This window comes from Pelosinus sp. sgz500959 (assembly GCF_042610375.1).
GTDB lineage: Bacteria > Bacillota > Negativicutes > DSM-13327 > DSM-13327 > CTSoil-075.
In genome coordinates, this window is the sequence record NZ_JBGJZL010000007.1 from 194415 (window position 1) to 215740 (window position 21326).

The following is a 21326-nucleotide window of genomic DNA, read 5'->3' on the forward strand; positions in this document are numbered from 1 at the left end:
CAATTCCCCCTCTTATGAGGGGGTGTTTTGTTTTGAATTTTCTTTATGAATTTTGCGTTACAATCGTTGCTGAATAGGCTATAATATATTTCAGGTTGGCAAGGGAGATAATCGTATGATTAATGTTGTAGTGACAATAGTCGGCACGCAACGTGATGCCCAGGGCGAAGAAAATCGCATCGAGCTTATTACTGCAGGGCACTATTATGAGAAAAACGGTGTGCAGTATATTGTGTATAAAGATACTGAAGTATCTGGGCTTGAAGGTGTGAGCACCATGCTAAAAGTGTATGAACAGCATGTCGTGTTAGTCAGGATGGGAAATGTGAAGTACCAGCAACAGTTTCGTTTGGGTGAGAAAAGCCATAGTTCCTATGTGACGCCTTATGTTACGATGGAAATGGGTATACTAACTCAAAGTATAGAGCAGGCTTTAAGTAAGTCAGTAGGGAACATACACATTCGTTATGAGCTAGAAATAAATGGACAATGGCAAAGTACCAATACCTTGTCGATCAGTGTACGGGAGGAAAGTAAAAGTGGATATTAAAGAATTGTTGCAAAAAGCCATTTATCAAGCCGCACATCAAGCAATTGCTGATGGGATATTTAGTGCTGATGAGTTGCCGAAAATTGTATTAGAAGTACCACCCAAGAAGGAGTTTGGGGATTTTGCTACTAATTTTGCTATGCAGGCCGCCAAAGCCGCTAAAACTAATCCAAGGGTCATTGCCGAGGCTATTGTTGCAAGATTAAAAGAAACATGGCTGGATAAAACGGTGATTGCAGGTCCTGGATTTATTAATTTTTATTTGAAATCAGATTGGCTCTATACAATGCTAGCTGATATTTTAGCACAAGGCAAGCACTATGGTAATAGTCTTTCAGGGGCTGGAGAACGTGTGCAGGTAGAGTTTGTGAGCGCGAATCCTACAGGACCATTACATGTAGGTCATGGTCGTGGAGCTGCTGTTGGCAGTGCTTTGGTTAATTTATTGAAGGCCGCAGGTTATGATGTAGCGAGCGAATTCTATATTAATGATGCAGGCAATCAGATTGATAATTTAGCAGCATCCGTTAATGCTCGTTATGAAGAACTCTTGGGGCAGACTGTGGAATTTCCTGAAAATGGTTACCATGGACAGGATATTGTTCAGACGGCTCAGAGTATCATTGATCAAGATGGAGATAAACATCTACATCTTTCACTAGTGGAGCGATTAGCATTTTTTAAAGCCATTGCTCTTAATGAAAAATTATTGGCATTAAAAACTGACTTAGCCGCCTTTAATGTACACTTTGATGTATGGTTTAGTGAATGTACATTGCATCAGAGTAATGCGCTCAGCGAGACTTGTAAGGTCTTACAAGATAATGGATTTATCTATGAGCAAGATGGTGCTCTATGGCTCAAATCGACAGCTTATGGTGATGACAAAGATCGTGTAGTGATTCGCGATAATGGTATTCCTACTTACTTAGCTGCAGATATTGCTTATCATCGTAATAAACTAGAGCGTGGTTTTAATAAGCTTATTAATATTTGGGGTGCTGATCATCATGGCTATATTTGCCGAGTTAGAGCAGCGATTGCTTCCCTTGGCTATCGTCCTGAGCAACTGGAAGTTCTCATTGTACAAATGGTCAGTTTATATCGAGATGGACAATTAGTTAAAATGTCTAAACGTACAGGTCAAAGTGTGACATTAAGTGAGCTAATTGAAGAAGTGGGTACAGATGCTGCTCGATTCTTCTTTATTATGCGTTCCCTTGACAGTCAATTAGATTTTGATCTTGATTTGGCTAAATCAAGATCAAATGAGAATCCCGTGTACTATATCCAATATGCTTATGCACGGATTTCAAGTATTTTCCGTCAACTTGCAGAAGCAGGTATTACTCTTAGTGATATTGACAATACTAAATTGAGTTTATTGACAAGTGAGTATGAAATCGCTTTAATTAAGAAATTAGGAGAATACCAAGAAGAGATTGCTGATGCGGCAAAAGAACGAGCACCTCATCGTATTGCCCGTTATGTACATGATTTAGCTGGTCAGTTTCATACCTTCTATAATCAATGTCGCATTAATGGTGTTGATAAAGATCTGCAAATAGGACGTATGGCTTTAGTGAAAGCTGTGCAGACAACGATTGCTCATGCTCTTGGTATTTTAGGAATTAGTGCACCAGAAAAAATGTAAGGTAAATCTTAAAAATCTCCTTAAATAAAAAAAGGAATTTTTCTGTGCATGGTGAATGTTACCAGAAAAAGTGGAGTTATTAAATTTTGAGTGTGGAAGGATTTAATGTATATGACAGAAATGATGAAGCAAGTTTCAGAAGTGGAACTAGCGTATAAAATTTTACAAAAAACGGGTAAATCCATGTATTTTAGAGATTTAATTACTGAAGTATTGGAACTTAAAGGGCGAAGAATCCACTCTTTAGCCCATGCGATATCCGAAGTTCATACGCAAATTAACATGGATAGTCGTTTTGTCCATATGGGTAAAGGAATGTGGGGGCTCGTTGAATGGTCGCCACAACAACTCAGTGGACGTTCGACTGTTGAAAAAGATGAAAGTGTAAAAACCTCTTCGACTGTTCGGCGGCAAAAACTTTTTGAAGAAATTCAACAAGAGTATGTCGCAGCAAATGCTGAACCTGGAGAAAGAGAATAATTACTTGACACTGTTCGATTGTAGAGTATAAAATAATTGGCGTACTGAAGTAGCGCACCAAACCTTTGTTAAAAGATTTGTGTAAGTCGCGACCTTAGCAGGCAATGTTAACATGATTAAATTTTTAATTTTTGTAGGGAATATACGGGTAAAGGCATTTTAGGAGGAACTAGAATTATGGCAAAATATATATTCGTTACCGGGGGAGTTGTATCTTCTCTTGGTAAAGGGATCACTGCTGCTTCATTGGGGCGTTTATTAAAAAATCGTGGACTAAAAGTGACGATTCAAAAATTTGATCCATACATAAATATTGATCCTGGTACCATGAGCCCATACCAGCATGGGGAAGTATTTGTTACTGAAGATGGTGCAGAAACTGATTTGGACTTAGGGCATTATGAACGATTTATCGATATAAATTTGAGTAAAAGTTCCAATATAACCGCAGGTAAAGTGTATCTGTCAGTGATTAATAAGGAACGTAAAGGTGATTATTTAGGTGGTACTGTTCAAGTCATTCCTCATATCACCAACGAGATCAAAGAGCGGGTTTATCGTGTAGGTAAAGAAGAAAATGCTGATGTTGTCATTACTGAAATTGGTGGCACTGTTGGTGATATTGAAAGTTTACCGTTCTTGGAAGCAATTCGCCAAGTGAAAAAAGAAGTAGGTCGGGATGGCGTACTTTATCTTCACGTAACACTTTTGCCGTATATTTCTGCAGCTGGCGAATTAAAAACCAAGCCAACTCAGCATAGCGTAAAAGAATTAAGAGGCATTGGTATTACTCCAGATATTATTGTTTGTCGTACTGAACATGACATTTCCCCTGAAATGCGTGATAAATTAGCTCTTTTCTGTGATATTGATGCAAATGCAGTCATTCAAAATAAAACAGTTGCGAGTATTTATGAAGTACCTTTACTGCTGCAGGAACAAAACCTTGACAGTATCGTTTTGAATAAACTTAACCTTACTGCCAATGAAGCGGATATGACAGAATGGAATAAAATGCTCGATAAAATTATTAATCCATCAAAAAATGTAACAATTGCTATTGTTGGTAAATATGTAGCATTACCTGATGCTTATTTGAGCGTGTCGGAAGCTCTTAAACATGCCGGCATTGCTAATGATACTGCCATTCAAATTAAATGGGTTAATGCGGAAGAGATTGAAGCCGATGATGTCGATCTCAGTAATTGTTTTGGTGATGTTGATGGTATCTTAATTCCTGGTGGTTTTGGTGATCGGGGTGTTGAAGGTAAGATTAAAGCGATTCAATATGCCCGTGAAAACAAAGTACCGTTTTTCGGTTTGTGTTTAGGTATGCAATGTGCCGTTATTGAGTTTGCACGAAACGTATGTAAACTAGCAGGGGCACATAGTACAGAGTTTAATGAGGAAACGCCTCATCCAGTGATTGATTTGATGCTAGAACAAGTAGCAGTTGAAGATAAAGGCGGTACAATGCGTCTTGGTGTGTACCCATGTAAAGTACCAGAAGGTACGTTAACTTATCAAGCTTATCAAGATGAAATCATTTATGAACGTCATCGTCATCGTTGGGAGTTTAATAACGCCTACCGTGAGCAGTTAACTGCAGCTGGTTTGGTCATTGGTGGTACTTTGCCAAAAGGTAGTCTAGTGGAAATTATTGAGATTAAAAACCATCCTTGGTATGTTGCAACTCAATTCCACCCGGAATTTAAATCCCGGCCAACAAATCCACATCCATTATTCAGAGAGTTTGTGAAAGCAGCTTTGAACAATAAAAAATAAAACAAAATTAAGCAACTGTGGACAATTGACCGCAGTTGCTTTTTGCATAAGGAGTGTAGTTATGTATAAAAAATCTGTGATTATTGTCATTGGTTTAGTGGTACTTTTTTCGTTAGTAGGGCTGGCAGTCCATAATACTAGTAAAAAAACAATTCAAGCTAATAAAATTGCTGTGATTTATGTTGAAGGTGTCATTATGGGGGGGCATGGACAGAGTACTTTATTATCTGAACAAGGTGGTACGGATCAAGTTATTAAACAATTACATGAGGCACGAGATGATGAGTCGGTTAAAGCTGTTATTCTTAGAATTAACAGTCCCGGTGGTAGTGCGGCAGCTTCTCAGGAAGTTGGATTTGAAATCAAAAAACTGCGAGCAAAAGGTAAGATTGTCGTGACTTCCATGGGTGATGTAGCGGCTTCAGGCGGTTATTGGTTAGCAGCTTGTACTGATAAAATATATGCAAATCCTACGACAATGACAGGCAGTATTGGTGTATATGTACCTTATGCGAATTGGGAAGAGTTATATAAAAAAGTAGGTATTTATCAAGAAAAAATCAAAAGTGGACCTCATAAAGACATTTTATCTCCGGAACGTATGATGACTGGTGAAGAGCGAGAAATCATTCAGGTGATGGTAGATGATATTTATAATCAATTTGTCACTGTGGTAGCTGAAGGACGTAAAATGGATATAGAACAAGTACGTAAGCTTGCTGATGGACGAATTTACACAGGGAATCAAGCCAAGCAGTTGGGGTTGGTCGATGAATTAGGCAATATGTATGATGCCATTGATGGCACAGCAGAAATGGCGGGTATTAGTGGTAAACCGGAAATCAAGGAGTATGGTAAACACTCTCCATGGAGTATGTTATTTGGTGCGAATGGGCAAGTTGGTACTTTGTTAGAGCAAGTCATCTTTAAGCAGGCCCAAAATGCATTGAATAGTGGTATGCCACAGGATTTATCGCCAGATAAATGGCAGGTGAAATAAATGGGTAGCTTATTTGACAATCTTTATGATGTATTGTTTCAGCCATGGGTAGCAATGAGGAATATGGCTGAAAGCAAAAATGTAGGGCAAGCGATCAGTGTTTTTTTCTGTAGTATACTTGTGCCAATCTGGGCATTGTATTTTGGCCTTAAAGATACTGGACTAGCAATGATGTTTCATGTCCTAGTCATGTTTAAAGTCATTGGTAGTCTCATGATATGGATTATGGGTGTTGCCATATGGCAGTTAACTGCTGAATTTTTTGGTGGTCGTGGCACAGCGGTAGGACTATTTGTAACCTTAGGATTTGCCCATATTCCTCGGATTTTTATGGTACCATTATGGGCGATGGTAACAGTCATGCCTTCAAGTACGAAGACATTTTTATTGTCAATCTCGGTACTGGTATTAGTATTTTGGTCACTTTATCTAGATGTGGTGGCAATCAGAGAAGTACATCAATTATCGACAGCTAAATCAGTACTTGTACTGATGAGCCCTATAATTGGGATTGGAGTATTATGTGCAGTAATTGCTATCTTTATTGGCAGTGGGCTGATTAATATGTCAATGTGATTTTAACTGCATATCTTAAATTCAATATTATAAAAAACAATTGCTCTGAATGAGATATCCGATATCTCATTCAGAGCAGACCAAAAAGCTAGAATCCATGTATTCTAGCTAGAAAGGGTAGGAGAATATGGCACACAAAATTGTAGTATTCATACTGTTGTTAGGCGTAATGCTGAGTGGTTGTGGAACTCGTCTACCAGTACCAATTGCTGGATTGACAGTTCTTACGGCTAATGAAGAAAAACAATGGAGTATACCTGAACATTTAATAGAACAAGGTGATGGTAATTCTTATCGGGTAGTAAAAGCAACAGATCAAAATAATTCTATGCTAGAATTGGTAGCAGGCAATCAAGGGCAACTGGAATATTTTATAGAAGAAGAAGCTGATATTGCTGCTTTTGCGGAGCTCAGATTGCAATTCTTATCAACCCAAGGCCGAGGGCGAATCAAATTGAGTGCTCTTGATCGTCAAGGAAAGATCATTGGTGAAACAGGCTTTGTTTTCACTGGTGAGTTACCAAAAAGTTCAATGCTAAATAAGTGGCAAGATACTCGATATATAACCAATTTTCAAGGAAATTGGATAGAGAAAAAACAAAATTTTTCAGAGATGCTGGCAACTTTGCCTCAAGAGCAATTACGTAGTGCTGTTAAATATCGTTTAAGCGTGGAAGTTGGTCAAGGGCAGCATGCACTTATTACTAAATTTATAATTGGTAGTGATCCCAATAAAGCAATGCGCCTGATACCGACTGCGCTTCACCAGCGTGTTGGGCAGGGGGATCGATTCGTAATTGAGGCCGATGCTCAGAATATGACGAGCAAACCTATGGATCATATTGCAGTTAAAATGATTGAACCTTACGGATATGGCTTGGTAAGTATGGATCAATCTCTTCAGACGATTGATCATCTCAATCCAGGAGAAAAGCATCATATAAGTTGGCAATTGCAGGCCAAGCGTCCTGATGCTGTTAATTTAAATAAGCCATGGACAATTAAATTCAGTGTTAACGATCAAGAGGTTCAAGAGCAGGTACAAGTCTCTGTCAGTGATCCAAACCCAGGAAAAATTTTTTATGTCATGACTGAGGATCTTGAACCCATTGATGGTGCTGGGTATCCTACAGCCTGGGGTAATCGTAATAGTTGGTTAGAACCACAAGAATTTTTAGGACAAATGGTGGGCAAATCTGAAGCTCTTAATGGTATTGCTGAGAAATATGGAGCCAAATGGACACATTATATTGCTTGGCCCGCTGTAAAAGCTGCCCAGTGGGCTGGCGGACAGTCTAAGACCGGTCAATGGCCGAAGATTGTATCAGCTATTCAAGAGTCTGTCGTGCAAGAGGCTGGTCGAGGCCATGAGTATGGTATCCATTTACATTCAGATTATGATCCTTATTTACCAGGTAATGTATTGTCTTACAATGAGGCAGTGGATGGGATATGGGCTAATCATTTGAAACATGGATGGGCGCATTCAGTGTTCACTGAGGGGGATTTCAGCGATTATACAAGTCGTACAGGTATGCTCTATGATTATCAATCAATTTTAGATCAATTGGCGAGAAATTCAGACCAAGGACAATTATTAACAGCAAGAGTTGGTTCATTTGATTTTGGCAGTGGCAAAGCTGATGAAGCCATGAGTACCAATGCGTATAAAAAGGTTGGCTTATGGGGATCAAGTGATGCAGATGGTAATAATGGAGGTGCTGTAACAACAGGTGATTACGGTCATGAAATTTATTTTACAGCACCAGATGATATCAATGGACCAGCTGAGGATCTTAGTAAAGTCGGCATTGTTGAGTTTCGTCCCACGCCACGACAATCCATTTCCTATAACGACCAGAGTGCTATGGTTATGAATCAAAAAACTGATCAAGGTATGGAGTATTTTACGGCGGGAAGTCGTGTCGTGAAACCGGGTATACATGCTGTGATCGGCTTTACCCATGCCATGTTTGTTATGGGAGATGGTGATTGGAAAAGTCTCGAGGGTGGGCAATTCCAGGCTATTGATGAGCATTTAGCTTACGTTAAACAAAAGTATGTTGATCAAGGGGTACTGAATTTTGGGACTGCAAGTGAGTTAGTTGAGGCCTATTTAGATTACTATACTCCTCAATTATTAGCCATATACGGTAAACGTCTATCCGATGAACGAGGAATTGCTGAATATGCTATACGTATAGTAGGCCGTGATATTTTAGTTGATGAACAGCACAATCATATAGTGAATATAAAATACCCTTTGTATCTACGCGAAAGTGCTTATCGTATCAGTATACTTAAAAATGGACAACCTATTTATACTACGTGGGGACTACCTACACCGTTTAATGATATTCGTTTTGTCGTTGATGATAAAGAAGCTGTCTATACTATGAAAATTTATCATAATGAATTTGCTTTTCGCATGCTGACACGTTTACATGGAATAAAAATGAGAATTTCTCAATTATTTAAATAAAATTGCTTATTTGCTGCCTAATAGGAGGATAAATCTGGTATTGTGCGAATAATTAACTAAAATAGGGCATAAAGCAAATAAGGAGCGAATATGGATGTCTAATAGTAAATCTACAATATTGGTTGTTGATGATCAACCAGGAATCAGAAGATTGCTAATGGAAGTTCTGACTGAAGAAGGCTACAATGTATGCACGGCAGCTAATGGCTATGAGGGAATGCAAAAAGCGAAAGAACTGAATCCATCTTTAATTTTAATGGATATGAAAATGCCAGGTATGGATGGAATAGAGACACTACGAGAACTTAAACATTTAAATCAGGCAGAAAAAGTCATTATGATGACAGCATACGGTGAATTGGGACTGGTTAATATTGCAAAAGATCTTGGCGCATATGCCTATGTGACGAAACCCTTTGATATTATTGAGTTATGCACGATGATTAGTCAAGTTATTTCCGCTAATGCCATCGAATATTAATGAAAGATTCAAACCATATGAATGAACTTATCCTTATAGTAGGTGGTTGTTTTAACATCAAAAAGTAAAATATTTTTGGATTTCAAGTAAAGGTGACTAAGAATTTCGCCTGTGTCTGAGGACTTGGCAGAAGCCAAGTCTTTTCTTATAAACTGCTTAGTAAGCAGGAACTTTTCTCTTGCTTGGCGAACAGAATAACGAAAGGAGGGATGTATATGTTTATTAACACTGTTTCGACACTAGCGTTATATTGTTCGCGGTGTGGCAAGATACACATGCATACTATTTCGCGATTTAATCTAAGAAATACTGGTTCCAGGAAACTTCTATGCAGCTGTGGCCAGATACAAGCTACGATTACAAGCAGTGGCGATCGTCAGTGTTTGCTTGACATCCCTTGTGTGTTATGCCAAACAAATCATGTAATTTGCCTTGATAGCAAACGCTTATGGCGTGCCGAAATGGACAAGATCTATTGTGTGCAGGAAAACTTTGAATTAGGGTTTGTAGGGGCTAGGCAAGTCATTGCAGAAACGATTAACAAATATAAAGTAGAATTCGAAAAATTAGCCTCTGATATGGAACTTGATGAATATGATGATGAAATTGAAAATCCTCAAGTGATGTTAGAGACTTTAAATAAAATACATGATATGGCAGAAAAAGGTGTATTACACTGTCGTTGTGGTAGTAGTGCGATTGGAGCTGAGGTGTTGCCAGGTGGAATTGAGCTAGAATGTGCTCAATGTGGTGGTCAATTGCTTATACCAGCGCAAACAGAAGAAGATTTAACATACGTTGAAGGGCTTGAAGATCTGGAAATCATATCCCCTCGGCGCTCACGTCACAAACATTAATTAGATTGAATTAGATCTAAGTTGTTAGTGATGTAACAATTTAGCTGTTTCAATATAAAAACGGCATGATTCAGGTGGAGTTTTGACTCCGTATGAACCATAGTTGTCCTTATCCAGGGACTTAGTCATCAGAAAAATAGATTGGGAAGATAAAAGGGGTGTCTTATATGAAATTTTTTCTTGATACAGCAAACTTCAGCGAAATAAAAGATGGTATAGCTCTAGGAGTAGTCGCTGGCGTGACAACCAATCCCTCACTCATCGCAAGGGAAAAGAGAAATATTAAAGAAGTGATTAAGGAAATTGCTGAGTTGGTAGATGGTCCTGTTAGTGCTGAGGTCGTGAGTACTGTTTTTGAAGAAATGTTGCCCGAAGCATTGGAACTAGCAGCCATTGCTGACAATATAGTGATTAAAGTCCCATGCAATGTTGAAGGTCTCAAAACAGTCAGTGCTTTGAAAAGCAGAGGCATTAAAACCAATGTTACTTTGATTTTTTCAGCAAATCAAGCCCTAATGGCAGCACGCGCTGGTGCTTCTTATGTTAGCCCTTTTGTGGGACGACTTGATGATATTAGTCAAGATGGTATTGAACTTGTGAAAACCATTGCGGATATTTTTGCAATTCATGAGATTGATACGGAAATTATTGCTGCGAGCGTTCGTCATCCAATACATGTTACTCAGTCGGCTTTAGCCGGAGCTCATATTGCGACCGTGCCTTATAAAGTCATCTTGAGTCTATTGATGCATCCTCTTACGGATTCAGGTATTAAGAGATTTTTAGAAGACTGGAAAAATGCTAACGTATAGATCCTTTCTGAAAGTGATTTTATAAATTTTTGCATAAAAAAAGAACCCAGGAGTATACTATATATTACTCCTGGGTTCTTTTTTTGTTGAATAATTCTCAGTTAATAAGGTGGAGGCGATGTAGTGAAGTTTATCACGATAGAGTGTCAACCTAAATTATTAGGGAGATTGATTCTGTCAATAGCCTTGATTTTACTAGTTATTGGTCTCTGGGCTATACCTAGAAACACGTTAGAAAAACAAAATGAGGTAGCTCAGCAGGTTGAGCCAGTTCCTTTAGAATCGATAGCTGAACCTGCTAAAATGAAGATGCATAGTGTACAAGATGGCGAGACCCTCAGTGCAATTGCTGAAAAGTATGGAATTGATGTAGATACTTTGCAGAGTGCTAATGAGAACCTCAATTCAGAAATTCATCAAGGTGATCAATTAATAATTTTGCCAAGTAAAGGTGTATTATATACTGTTGATATGGGAGATACGTTGTGGCGAATTGCCCATGTCTATGGTATTGATGTAGCTACCATCACAAAAGCGAATGCTAAAGTAAGTACGGATCTTTCGATTGGTGAAAAAATATTTATCCCAGGTGGCAAAAAAATTCAGCAAAATGATCGTCAATTAGCACGTGCTGAGCCTAGTGTATCAAGAGGGGGGAACCAACGCTTTATTTATCCGACAACAGGAGAGTTAAGTTCTGGTTTTGGCTATCGATGGGGTAGATTGCATAGCGGTATTGATCTTGCAAATGACATTGGAACGCCGATTAAAACAGCGAGATCTGGGCGTGTCATACATGCTGGTTGGTATAGTGGTTATGGATATACTGTAATCGTTGAACATGATCAGGGATACACAACGCTATATGGTCATCTTAGCGAGTATATTGTACAAAACGGACAATATGTCAAAGAAGGTCAAGTGATTGCTTATATGGGCAGCACTGGGAATTCAACAGGTCCACATCTTCATTTTGAAGTATGGAAAAATGGAACACCGATCAATCCCTACAATGTATTGCCGTAGTGAGAAAAACAGGCTTGAGGAATAATCTCAAGTCTGTTTTTGTGCATATTCAGCAATAAAGGATGATCATCGTATAACGCCGATTGATCTTGGTAATAATAAGTTTATGACCCTATGATGTAAAGGATTTATTATGGCTTATGTAATTGGTTGCCTAATGGCTAGCCTCAGTTTTTTATTAAATAAATTGTTATTACAATATATTGGAAATCGAGTGATTGTTAGTTATGGTCCCATTTTTGAAGAATTGGCAAAAACTCTTTGCTCATATTATTTAGGTGCTGATATTTTGGTTACTCATATTATATTTGGAATTTTGGAAGCTGCTTATGATTGGTTCAAAAATAGCAGCCGAGAACGAAGGGGTTTAGCCGCCTTATCCAGTATAGTTGGCCATGGATTATTTGGAGGATTAACAGTCGGTGTTTTTTACTTAAGTGGTAGTATTTTAGGGGGAATATTTATCGCAGTATGTGTACACTTAATTTGGAATGTGACCGTTATTCGCCTCTCGGCTTAATTTATAGTTATCAATAAGGTAGGCGATATTTTCGTTTGTTGAATTGAATCATGTTAAGGAGGTACGAAGTACTCATGAAAATATATTATAACTGTGAACATTGTGGTCAGGTAATTGATATGATTGAAGTGGATCAAGTCGATGAAGTGAAGTTTGGCTTTGATTGCTTGACGGCAGAAGAACGCCAAGATATAATAAAAATTGATTCAGTGGCTAATGTCATGTATGTTCATTCATTATGTGATGAGTGTATAGAGTCATTAGGATTGGTTAATGTCGATGAGAAGGAACCAGAAACAAAATTATTACATTAAAAATACTGTCTCAGATGATTTTAAAAATATATCAGGGCTTTAGCAATTGCTAAAGCCCCTTTTAGCTGTTGTTACGAGCATAGTTTATAGTCTATTAGCATAAGAAAAACTATGAGATATAAGGTTTAACTTCTTTGTGTGTCGTTACTTTTCAAGTTTGGGTTATATACGCTATGAAAAAGCGCTTTAACGTTTTTTATATGGGATGAGGTGTCTATGAACAAGGTATTTGAAGTTATGCAAACCGATCAAGGGTTTAAACGTGCCATTGCGGCCTACAGTCTTACGGGTGGGCAGAGTCAAATTTATGGAATAACAGGTATACAAAAAAGTGCATTAATTGCAACGGCATATCAATCCAATCCGAGATCAATGGTAATTATTACAGGGAATTATGAATCAGTAGAATATTTGCGCTTAGATTTGGCGACACTAATTCCTGAGGCAGTCGTACTTGAGTTGCCAGTACTCGATATGATTACGTTTACAGTTGCCGCTAAAGGGGTAGAATTAGCAGCACGGCGTATGGATATACTCGGACGTATGGCACGCGGAGAAAAAATTATTGTTTTAGCTACTGCAGAAGCCGCTATGCAACGGGTTTTATCCAAAGCAGATTTTGAAAATAGCCGAATCACGATTAGCAGTGGTGCTGAAATTATACGTGAACAATTAATTGAGTCTTTGGTTAATTTTGGTTATGAGCGTGTTGATCAGGTTGAGTCCATTGGTCAATTTAGTGCTCGGGGTGGAATTGTTGATATTTTTCCCATTAATAATAAGGTAGCAATTCGTTTGGAACTATTTGGTGATGAAGTAGATTCCCTACGCGAATTTGATACGATGACGCAACGTTCGATTAACAATGTGAATCAAGTGGATATATTGCCGTTATCTGAAGTGACATATACGGGAAAACACGCCGTATTTTTGTCTTATCTACCGGATACAGCAACGATTGTATTTGATGAAGCGACACGTATTAGAGAACAAATTGGCAAACTAGTTAAAGAAAATCCAGAAATAAAGAAAAATATATTTAACTGGCCGGATTTGGTGACAGCTGGTAAGCAATATAATGTACTCTACTTTTCCTTATTGTTGCAGAAAATTCCTCATACTGAACCTGAAGAGGTCATTAGTATTACTGCTAAAGGGGTCGCACCTTTTCATGGACAAATGGATATGGTATTTACGGAATTGAAAAATTGGCAAGAACACAATTTTACCACCATTATTTTTATGTCCAACCGGGAAAAAGCTGTATCAATGCAACAAAGTTTAGCGGAAGAAGGTATTCATTCTGTTTTTGCCCCAGAAATACATACCTTAGTTGCTGGTACGACTTTAGTGACAGTTGGTACATTGTCATCAGGTTTTGAGCTGCCTCAAGCTCATTTTGTTGTATGTACGGAAAAAGATATTCTGGGTCGTCAAAAGAAAAAACATCGTCCGCGGGTAGCTAAAGGTCAACAAATTACTTATTTTCGTGATATTAAAATAGGTGATTATGTTGTACATGTTAACCATGGTATTGGCAAATATGTAGGTGTAGAAACTCTTGTTGTTGGTCAGGTTCACAAAGATTATTTGCACATTCGTTATGCAGGGGAAGATAAATTATATGTACCAACTGATCAAGTTCAATTGTTGCAAAAATATATTGGACCAGAAGGTGATGCGCCTCGTCTTAGCAAAATGGGGGGCAGTGAATGGGTAAAAGCGAGAGGCAAAGCTGAAAAAGCAGTGGCCGATATGGCAAAAGAATTACTTGAAATTTATGCACAACGGCAAATTGCCTCAGGTTTTGCTTTTGATGCTGATTCGCCATGGCAAAAAGAATTTGAAGATGCTTTTCCTTTTGAAGAAACGGCAGATCAACTTGTTGCGATTGCAGAAATTAAAGCCGATATGGAAAAATTGCGTCCGATGGATCGTCTGCTCTGTGGCGATGTAGGGTTTGGTAAAACTGAAGTAGCGATTCGTGCTGCTTTCAAGGCTGTCATGAACGGTAAACAAGTTGCTGTATTAGTGCCTACAACAGTGTTAGCCCAGCAACATTACCAGACGTTTATCACACGATTTGCTGATTCAGGATTAGTTGTTGATGTAATGAGTCGTTTCCGAAGTGCGAAGGAACAACGGGCTACCATTGAAGCTGTAGGGAGTGGTAAAGTCGATGTGCTCATTGGCACTCATCGTATTTTACAGTCTGATGTAATATTTAAAGACATTGGACTTCTTGTCGTGGATGAAGAGCAACGTTTTGGTGTCAAACAAAAAGAAAAATTAAAACGATGGTGTGCCAACATTGATATATTGACCCTCAGTGCTACACCTATTCCACGTACACTACACATGTCTCTAGTCGGTGCTCGTGATATGAGTATTATTGAAACTCCTCCTGAAGAGCGTTTTCCTGTACAAAGTTATGTTGTTGAATATGATGAAGAAATCATTCGTGATGCTATTAAACGTGAGCTAAAACGAGGCGGGCAAGTATATTTTGTTTATAATCGGGTGCAAACGATTGATAAAATGTACTTACGCTTATCGGAAATGTTACCTGATGCAAAAATAAGGATCGCTCATGGTCAAATGGCAGAAGAACAATTAGAACGTGCCATGCTGGATTTTTATGAAGGTACTGATGATGTACTGCTATGTACGAGTATTATTGAAAATGGTCTTGATGTATCAAATGCAAACACAATTATCGTATATGATGCAGATCGCTTTGGTTTGTCTCAGCTATATCAGATGCGAGGACGGGTAGGACGTTCACATCGGATGGCCTTTGCTTATTTTACCTATCGGCAGGATAAAGTGCTGACTGAAGTAGCAGAGAAACGTTTGCAAGCCATTAAAGAGTTTGCTGAACTTGGGGCGGGTTTTAAAATTGCCATGCGTGACCTAGAAATTCGTGGTGCAGGTAATCTTTTAGGGGCACAGCAGCATGGAAATATTGTTAGTGTTGGTTTTGAAATGTATTGTAATTTGCTTGAGGAAGCGGTACAACAGTTGAAAACAGGACAAAAAGTAGAAACTGTAGTTGAACCTGTATTAGAGTTTAATATAGATGCTTACATTAGTGGCGACTATATTAGCGATGCAATGCATAAAATTGAAATATACCAACGTATTGCTGCGAGTAGAACGGAGCAGCATATTACAGAATTACTAGATGAGTTGATTGATCGATTTGGTGAACCACCTCAATGCGTTTTAAATCTACTAGAATTTATGAGAATTAAAAATCTGGCAAGGAGCGTTGGTATTCGTTCAATTATCCAACATTCTGATTATGTAGAAATCATGTTTATTGATTGTCCTCATGTGGAACCAGAGCAGATCATGTCACTTAAAGAAAAATTTCCAGCGAGAGTGACTATTTATCCAGAAGGTATTCGATTAAAGACGGTGCAAATCCAAACTCATTTATTATTGGCCTGGCTAGTTAAAGTAGTGGCTACCTTAACACCTACAAAAACAATATAATTTTTTAGATCATTCCTTGATTACAAAAGTATGTGAATAAAAATGTTCGCGCAGATATATACTATCATTGACATCCAATGTAAAAAAATGTAGAAAAGGGGGGATACTGGTGAAAGCGACTGGAATTGTAAGAAGAATTGATGATTTAGGTAGAATTGTCATACCTAAAGAAATTCGGCGGACACTCAGGATTCGCGAAGGTGATCCATTAGAAATATATGTTGACCGTGAAGGGGAGGTCATTTTAAAAAAATATTCGCCAGTAAGTGAATTAGGTGATTTTGCTAAAGAATATGCTGATTCGTTATATGAAGCTATCGGACATATTGTTTTGATCGCAGATCGAGATAATATCGTTGCTGTCGCTGGTGCATCAAAGAAAGAATTTTTGAATAAACCATTAGGGGCCATTGTAGAAAAAGTAATGGAAGATCGCAAAGCAGTTTTGCTAAACAATCTTGGTGAAGGCAAGAGTTGCAAAAATTGTATTGTTGATAATGATAATGACGATGAGCCTTGTACATTTACAGCTGAAGTGATGGCACCTATTATGGTTGAAGGAACTGCTATTGGTGCAGTTATCATTTGCTCTAGACAACCAGCATTACAAATGGGCGATATGGAAGTCAAATTAGCTGAAACTGCAGCAGGATTTCTTGCCAAACAGATGGCACCATAATTAAGTTGTTTTATGATGATTAAGTAGCGGACATAAGTTCGCTACTTTTCTGCTTATGATTTTTGTGAATTTAGAAATTTGTAATTTGAAAACTTAGTTAAAACAGACTCTCTATGATAGGTGTGTGAAATGTTGTAGAAAGGAAGGACGCAAGTGAGTAAAAATACATTTTTAGAAGGGGCTCTCATTTTAACTTTTGCTGGTGTAATTGTTAAAATCATTGGATCAGTCAATCGGATTTTATTATCACGTTTGCTTGGTGGAGAAGGCATTGGCCTTTATCAGATGGCATATCCTATTTATCTATTAGCATTAAGTATTTCGTCAGCTGGTATTCCTGTTGCTATTTCAATTATTGTTGCAGAAAAAGTAGCTTTATCTGATTTTCGCGGCGCTAACCATGTTTTTAAAATTTCATTAGCTCTGCTATCTTTCACTGGAATCATCTTCACTTTTTTGTTATATTTTGGTGCAGAGTGGCTCATTGGGCAACACTTTCTTCGTGATGCACGAGCCTATTATGCTATTGTTGCTTTAGCTCCAGCAATATTATTTGTTACAATATTATCAAGCTACCGTGGATATTTTCAGGGGCTGCAAATGATGAGCCCAACGGCCATATCCCAGATCTTTGAGCAATTCGTTAGAGTTGTGACAATGATTTTTTTAGCTTATTACTTATTACCATTTGGCCTTGAATATGCAGCGGCAGGTGCTAGTTTTGGTGCTGTTCCAGGTGCTTTGATTGGATTACTGGTATTAATTTATTTTTATTGGATAAAATGTGTTGATTTAAAAATGAAAATCATGAATCAAGCTCCAATGAAGCAAGAAACAAGTTTTAAAATTATGTCTCGTATTATAAAATTGGCATTGCCAGTATCATTGGCAAATATTATGTTGCCTGTGGTCGCTAGTATTGATTTATTCATTGTGCCGACCCGTCTAGAAGCGGCTGGTTATAGTGTGGCACAAGCAACGGAACTTTTTGGATATCTGACAGGTATGGCAGTTGCTTTGGTTAACCTACCGACCATTCTGACGTCTTCCTTGGCAGCGAGTCTAGTGCCTGCTGTTTCGGAAGCTTTTACTTTAAAGAATGATCAACGGATTTATCGACGTGTAGCTATGGCCATGCGAATCGCCAACTTGATTACAATACCAAGCTTTCTTGGTATGTATCTATTGGCGACACCTATCTCGCAAATGCTCTATGGAACGCCTAATGCTGGTATACCCATTGGAATTTTATCTGTAGGAATCGTATTTTTAGGCATTCATCAAGTGAGTACAGGGGTATTACAAGGATTGGGTCATACAGCAACTCCTCTCATCAATATGATGATTGCTGCGATCATAAAGATAATGATGAGCTGGACGTTAACTGCCGTACCAAGTCTTGGAATTCAAGGTGCTGCTTGGGCAACAAATGTCGACTTCGCTATGGCTGCTCTCTTAAATATGTATTTTGTCTATCGTTATGTAGGGTTTAGCATTGATTTAAAAGCCTTAGCAAAGACGGTCATTGCCACTGTTGTGATGGGGGGGATTGTCTTACTCACATATGACTATATTATGTTGATGATTTTTAATAATACAGTTTCTACCTTGGTATCTATTACTATTGGTGGTATAGTATATAGTGTTGTTCTTTTACTACTCGGTGGTGTACGACAATATGATATTGAGAAAATACCTAAAATCGGTTATCAATTGTCTAGTGTACTTAAAAAAGTGGGTTTGTTACGCAACTAGTAGGACGTAAATAATATGTTAGAAGAATATGAGGCGATGATATGGGCAAAATTACAATTGTAGGCTTAGGGCCTGGTGCTTTCGGACTTATTACTGTGGAAACCTTAGAGATGTTAAAATCAGCAAAACCGCTCATTTTGCGCACTGCCAAACATCCTACTGTATCTGAGATAAGAGCGCGTGGTATTGAGTTTGTTAGTTATGACTATGTTTATGAAGAACAAGATTCTTTCGAGAAAGTTTATCAAACCATTGCGAGTGATTGCCTGGCACAAGCAGCAGTAGGGGAAAACCTTGTGTATGCTGTTCCAGGCAGTCCGTTAGTCGCTGAAAAGACGGTAACCTTAATTCGTGATCTTGCAGAGAAAGAAGGAATTTCCCTTACTATTTTGCCAGGCATGAGCTTTTTAGAAGTGTTATATACACGTTTAGGGATTGATCCTATCGAGGGGCTGACCGTTCTTGATGCAGCTGATGTATCGTCATTACCTTCAGAGCTAAGAACAGGGTTAGTAATTACCCAAGTTTATAATGACTACGTAGCTTCAGAAGTCAAATTGGCATTAATGGAGTATTATCCTGATGATTTTGAAGTCGTGTTGGTAAAAGATTTAGGGTTGCCTGAAGAAAAAATTCTAAGAGTGCCACTTTTTGAATTAGATAGGATATCGGGAATTGATCATCTTACTAGTTTATATGTTCCATGTAAGCCACCAATCGAGAAGTTTACCTTAGATCCAATTGTGGATATTATGGCGCAGCTTCGTTCACCGGAAGGTTGTATGTGGGATGTTGAACAGACTCATAGCAGTTTGCGACGTTATCTAGTTGAAGAAGTGTATGAGGTGCTTGAGGCGATTGATTTACAGCAGGGGGACAAGTTGTGTGAAGAACTTGGCGATCTATTGTTACAGATCGTTTTTCATGCGCGTATTGCTGAAGAGTCGAGAGAATTTACGATGCAACAGGTTGTTGATGTCATTACTGAAAAAATGGTGCGTCGTCATCCCCATGTATTTGGTGATGTGACTCTTCGGGATGCTGGGGAGGTGGTTCTAAATTGGGATGCTCTGAAACAGCTAGAATACGGCAGTGAGCGCTTGTCAGTCCTTGATGGTATACCTAAGGGTCTGCCTAGCTTGATGCGCGCTTACAAGCTTCAAGGCAAAGCGGCTAAAGTAGGTTTTGATTGGGATAATATTCAGTCTGTGTGGGATAAAATAGAAGAAGAACTTATTGAACTTAAAACTGCTTGTTTACACTCGCAAGTTGCCGATATAGAAGGTGAACTTGGAGATGTATTATTTTCTGTAGTCAATCTAGCGCGGTTCTTAAAAATTGATGCCGAAGTGGCTCTTAATGTTACAAATAACAAGTTTATGCGGCGATTTTCCTATATTGAAAAAACAATAAACAATAATAAACTTAAATGGGAGAATATGGACATAAAACAGCTTGATATTTTGTGGGAACAAGCTAAAATGCAAGAAAAAGCAGGAATTTAAAGGTTTTTTAGTATTTTTTTTGAATACAGACAGGAATAAAAAAAATGATAGCGAATAAACTATTCGTAATGATTTTCATAAGGAGGCTATTTTTGTGAATAAAACTGAGTTAATTGCAAGTGTTGCAGAAAAGGCAGGTTTGACTAAGAAGGATGCTGAGAAAGCTATCAATGCGTTATTTGTTAGCGTTGAGGAAGCTTTGGCACTGGAAGATAAGGTCCAAATCATTGGCTTTGGTACTTTTGAAGTGAAGGCTCGTGAGGAAAGAAAAGGTCGTAACCCTCAAACCGGTGCTGAAATCACTATTCCAGCATCAAAAAATCCAGTATTCAAAGCTGGCAAAGGCTTGAAAGACGCCGTTAATAAATAAACTTATCATGAGTAAAAACCAGGTTATTTTAACCTGGTTTTTCTTACGGAATCAGAAAGTATAACACTTTCTTGATTCCAAGTAAGAACGACTAAGGCTTCTGCCTGCGTCTGAGGACTTGGCACAAGCCAAGTCTTTTCTTATATAGAGTATTTTACAAAAAATGAATTTTATTTATAACAGATTAATATAGGAAGTGATAAAATTGGCAGGTAACATACTGATTGTTGATGATGAACCATCGATTTGTGCATTGCTTACGTTTAATTTAGAAAAAGCCGGTTATCATACCGTAGAGGCTGATAATGGACATACAGCATTGGAAATGACTAGGAATGGAAAACTTGATTTGATTATTCTTGATGTTATGCTACCTGGTATTGATGGCATGGAAGTATGTCGTATTTTAAAAGGGCAACAACAGACAGCTGGTATTCCAATTATCATGCTGACTGCAAAAAGTGATGAAATTGATAAGATTATTGGTCTAGAACTTGGTGCTGATGATTATATGACTAAACCTTTTAGTCCGCGAGAACTGATCGCAAGGGTAAAGGCAGTTCTGCGACGCAGTCATAAAGAAAGCAGGCAGGATGGGCAGCTCGTTGTTGGCAAGTTAAAAATGAATTTTACCAGTTATGAAGTGCATCTAGAAAATGAAAAAATGGAATTGACTCCCAAAGAATATGAGCTTCTAAAAATGTTTATAACCAATATTGGTAGAGCATATACGCGAGAACAATTACTCGAAAAAGTATGGGGTTATGAATATTTTGGTGACACGCGTACTGTCGATGTCCACGTCCGTCACTTGCGAGCTAAATTAGCAAAGTATCCTGAAGTTGCAGAGGCAATTGAGACTGTGCGGGGAGTTGGCTATCGCTTTAGTGAAATTTAACAAAAGGATAATAAAAACTTAATAATATAGTCCTGTCTTTTGTGGTATATTTCCTATATAAACAGTTTCAATAGTATAAGTAGG

19 protein-coding genes are annotated in these 21326 nt (G+C 38.2%); all 19 read left to right on the plus strand.

The annotated features are described in order from the left end of the window. Positions 1–115 precede the first annotated feature (115 nt). The 19 genes from ACAN52_RS12945 (at position 116) to ACAN52_RS13035 (ending at position 21242) form a co-directional block, all read left to right on the plus strand. Positions 116–550, plus strand: a complete 435-nt coding sequence (locus ACAN52_RS12945) for a DUF1934 domain-containing protein (RefSeq protein ID WP_378955296.1) — start codon at positions 116–118, stop codon at positions 548–550. Further along, a complete protein-coding gene (gene argS / locus ACAN52_RS12950) occupies positions 540–2204 on the plus strand; it encodes an arginine--tRNA ligase (RefSeq protein WP_378955297.1) in 1665 nt (554 codons plus the stop codon). The genes ACAN52_RS12945 and argS overlap by 11 nt, the downstream gene beginning before the upstream one ends. 111 nt (positions 2205–2315) lie before the next feature. After that, positions 2316–2684 carry a DNA-directed RNA polymerase subunit delta gene (rpoE, locus tag ACAN52_RS12955; RefSeq protein WP_378955298.1) on the plus strand — a complete coding sequence of 123 codons (369 nt, stop codon included), beginning with the start codon at positions 2316–2318 and terminating at the stop codon, positions 2682–2684. Between the two features lie 177 nt (positions 2685–2861). Continuing rightward, positions 2862–4469: a CTP synthase gene (locus ACAN52_RS12960; protein WP_378955300.1), complete on the plus strand. Its 1608-nt coding sequence runs from the start codon at positions 2862–2864 to the stop codon at positions 4467–4469. A 61-nt stretch (positions 4470–4530) separates the two neighbouring features. After that, positions 4531–5469, plus strand: a complete 939-nt coding sequence (sppA, locus tag ACAN52_RS12965) for a signal peptide peptidase SppA (RefSeq protein ID WP_378955301.1) — start codon at positions 4531–4533, stop codon at positions 5467–5469. Further along, on the plus strand, positions 5470–6045 hold the full coding sequence (locus ACAN52_RS12970) for a Yip1 family protein (protein ID WP_378955303.1): 576 nt from the start codon (positions 5470–5472) through the stop codon (positions 6043–6045). Positions 6046–6172: 127 nt separating this feature from the next. Next, a complete protein-coding gene (locus ACAN52_RS12975) occupies positions 6173–8527 on the plus strand; it encodes a hypothetical protein (RefSeq protein ID WP_378955304.1) in 2355 nt (784 codons plus the stop codon). 94 nt (positions 8528–8621) lie between these two features. After that, entirely contained in the window at positions 8622–9008 is a 387-nt protein-coding gene (locus ACAN52_RS12980) for a response regulator (protein ID WP_378955305.1), read from the plus strand. 215 nt (positions 9009–9223) lie between these two features. After that, on the plus strand, positions 9224–9865 hold the full coding sequence (locus ACAN52_RS12985) for a hypothetical protein (protein WP_378955306.1): 642 nt from the start codon (positions 9224–9226) through the stop codon (positions 9863–9865). Positions 9866–10032: 167 nt separating this feature from the next. Then, complete coding sequence (fsa, locus tag ACAN52_RS12990) at positions 10033–10677, plus strand: fructose-6-phosphate aldolase (protein ID WP_378955307.1); 645 nt, start codon at positions 10033–10035, stop codon at positions 10675–10677. A 123-nt stretch (positions 10678–10800) separates the two neighbouring features. Then, positions 10801–11703, plus strand: a complete 903-nt coding sequence (locus ACAN52_RS12995) for a peptidoglycan DD-metalloendopeptidase family protein (protein WP_378955308.1) — start codon at positions 10801–10803, stop codon at positions 11701–11703. Positions 11704–11836: 133 nt separating this feature from the next. Then, a complete protein-coding gene (locus ACAN52_RS13000; protein WP_378955309.1) occupies positions 11837–12223 on the plus strand; it encodes a hypothetical protein in 387 nt (128 codons plus the stop codon). Positions 12224–12297: 74 nt separating this feature from the next. Next, entirely contained in the window at positions 12298–12537 is a 240-nt protein-coding gene (locus ACAN52_RS13005; protein ID WP_378955310.1) for an anti-sigma-F factor Fin, read from the plus strand. 216 nt (positions 12538–12753) lie between these two features. Beyond that, a complete protein-coding gene (gene mfd, locus ACAN52_RS13010; protein ID WP_378955311.1) occupies positions 12754–16035 on the plus strand; it encodes a transcription-repair coupling factor in 3282 nt (1093 codons plus the stop codon). 109 nt (positions 16036–16144) lie between these two features. Next, positions 16145–16714, plus strand: coding sequence for a stage V sporulation protein T (gene spoVT / locus ACAN52_RS13015; protein ID WP_378955312.1), 570 nt, complete (start codon positions 16145–16147; stop codon positions 16712–16714). 153 nt (positions 16715–16867) lie between these two features. Then, the gene (locus tag ACAN52_RS13020) at positions 16868–18469 is read left to right on the plus strand and encodes a polysaccharide biosynthesis C-terminal domain-containing protein (RefSeq protein ID WP_378955314.1); all 1602 of its coding nucleotides are present in this window, start codon (positions 16868–16870) and stop codon (positions 18467–18469) included. 41 nt (positions 18470–18510) lie between these two features. Further along, entirely contained in the window at positions 18511–19974 is a 1464-nt protein-coding gene (gene mazG, locus ACAN52_RS13025; protein WP_378955315.1) for a nucleoside triphosphate pyrophosphohydrolase, read from the plus strand. 94 nt (positions 19975–20068) lie between these two features. Beyond that, positions 20069–20344, plus strand: a complete 276-nt coding sequence (locus ACAN52_RS13030; protein WP_378955316.1) for an HU family DNA-binding protein — start codon at positions 20069–20071, stop codon at positions 20342–20344. A 205-nt stretch (positions 20345–20549) separates the two neighbouring features. Further along, positions 20550–21242: a response regulator gene (locus ACAN52_RS13035; RefSeq protein WP_378955317.1), complete on the plus strand. Its 693-nt coding sequence runs from the start codon at positions 20550–20552 to the stop codon at positions 21240–21242. Positions 21243–21326: the final 84 nt, after the last annotated feature.

Excerpts from the sequence above, each read along its gene's own strand:
- ACAN52_RS12970 (WP_378955303.1), top strand. The coding sequence starts at position 5,470 with ATGGGTAGCTTATTTGACAATCTTTATGATGTATTGTTTCAGCCATGG.
- rpoE (WP_378955298.1), top strand. The coding sequence starts at position 2,316 with ATGACAGAAATGATGAAGCAAGTTTCAGAAGTGGAACTAGCGTATAAA.
- ACAN52_RS13005 (WP_378955310.1), top strand. The coding sequence starts at position 12,298 with ATGAAAATATATTATAACTGTGAACATTGTGGTCAGGTAATTGATATG.
- ACAN52_RS12985 (WP_378955306.1), top strand. The coding sequence starts at position 9,224 with ATGTTTATTAACACTGTTTCGACACTAGCGTTATATTGTTCGCGGTGT.
- ACAN52_RS12980 (WP_378955305.1), top strand. The coding sequence starts at position 8,622 with ATGTCTAATAGTAAATCTACAATATTGGTTGTTGATGATCAACCAGGA.
- sppA (WP_378955301.1), top strand. The coding sequence starts at position 4,531 with ATGTATAAAAAATCTGTGATTATTGTCATTGGTTTAGTGGTACTTTTT.
- fsa (WP_378955307.1), top strand. The coding sequence starts at position 10,033 with ATGAAATTTTTTCTTGATACAGCAAACTTCAGCGAAATAAAAGATGGT.
- mfd (WP_378955311.1), top strand. The coding sequence starts at position 12,754 with ATGAACAAGGTATTTGAAGTTATGCAAACCGATCAAGGGTTTAAACGT.
- ACAN52_RS13000 (WP_378955309.1), top strand. The coding sequence starts at position 11,837 with ATGGCTTATGTAATTGGTTGCCTAATGGCTAGCCTCAGTTTTTTATTA.
- ACAN52_RS12975 (WP_378955304.1), top strand. The coding sequence starts at position 6,173 with ATGGCACACAAAATTGTAGTATTCATACTGTTGTTAGGCGTAATGCTG.
- ACAN52_RS12945 (WP_378955296.1), top strand. The coding sequence starts at position 116 with ATGATTAATGTTGTAGTGACAATAGTCGGCACGCAACGTGATGCCCAG.
- ACAN52_RS12960 (WP_378955300.1), top strand. The coding sequence starts at position 2,862 with ATGGCAAAATATATATTCGTTACCGGGGGAGTTGTATCTTCTCTTGGT.
- mazG (WP_378955315.1), top strand. The coding sequence starts at position 18,511 with ATGGGCAAAATTACAATTGTAGGCTTAGGGCCTGGTGCTTTCGGACTT.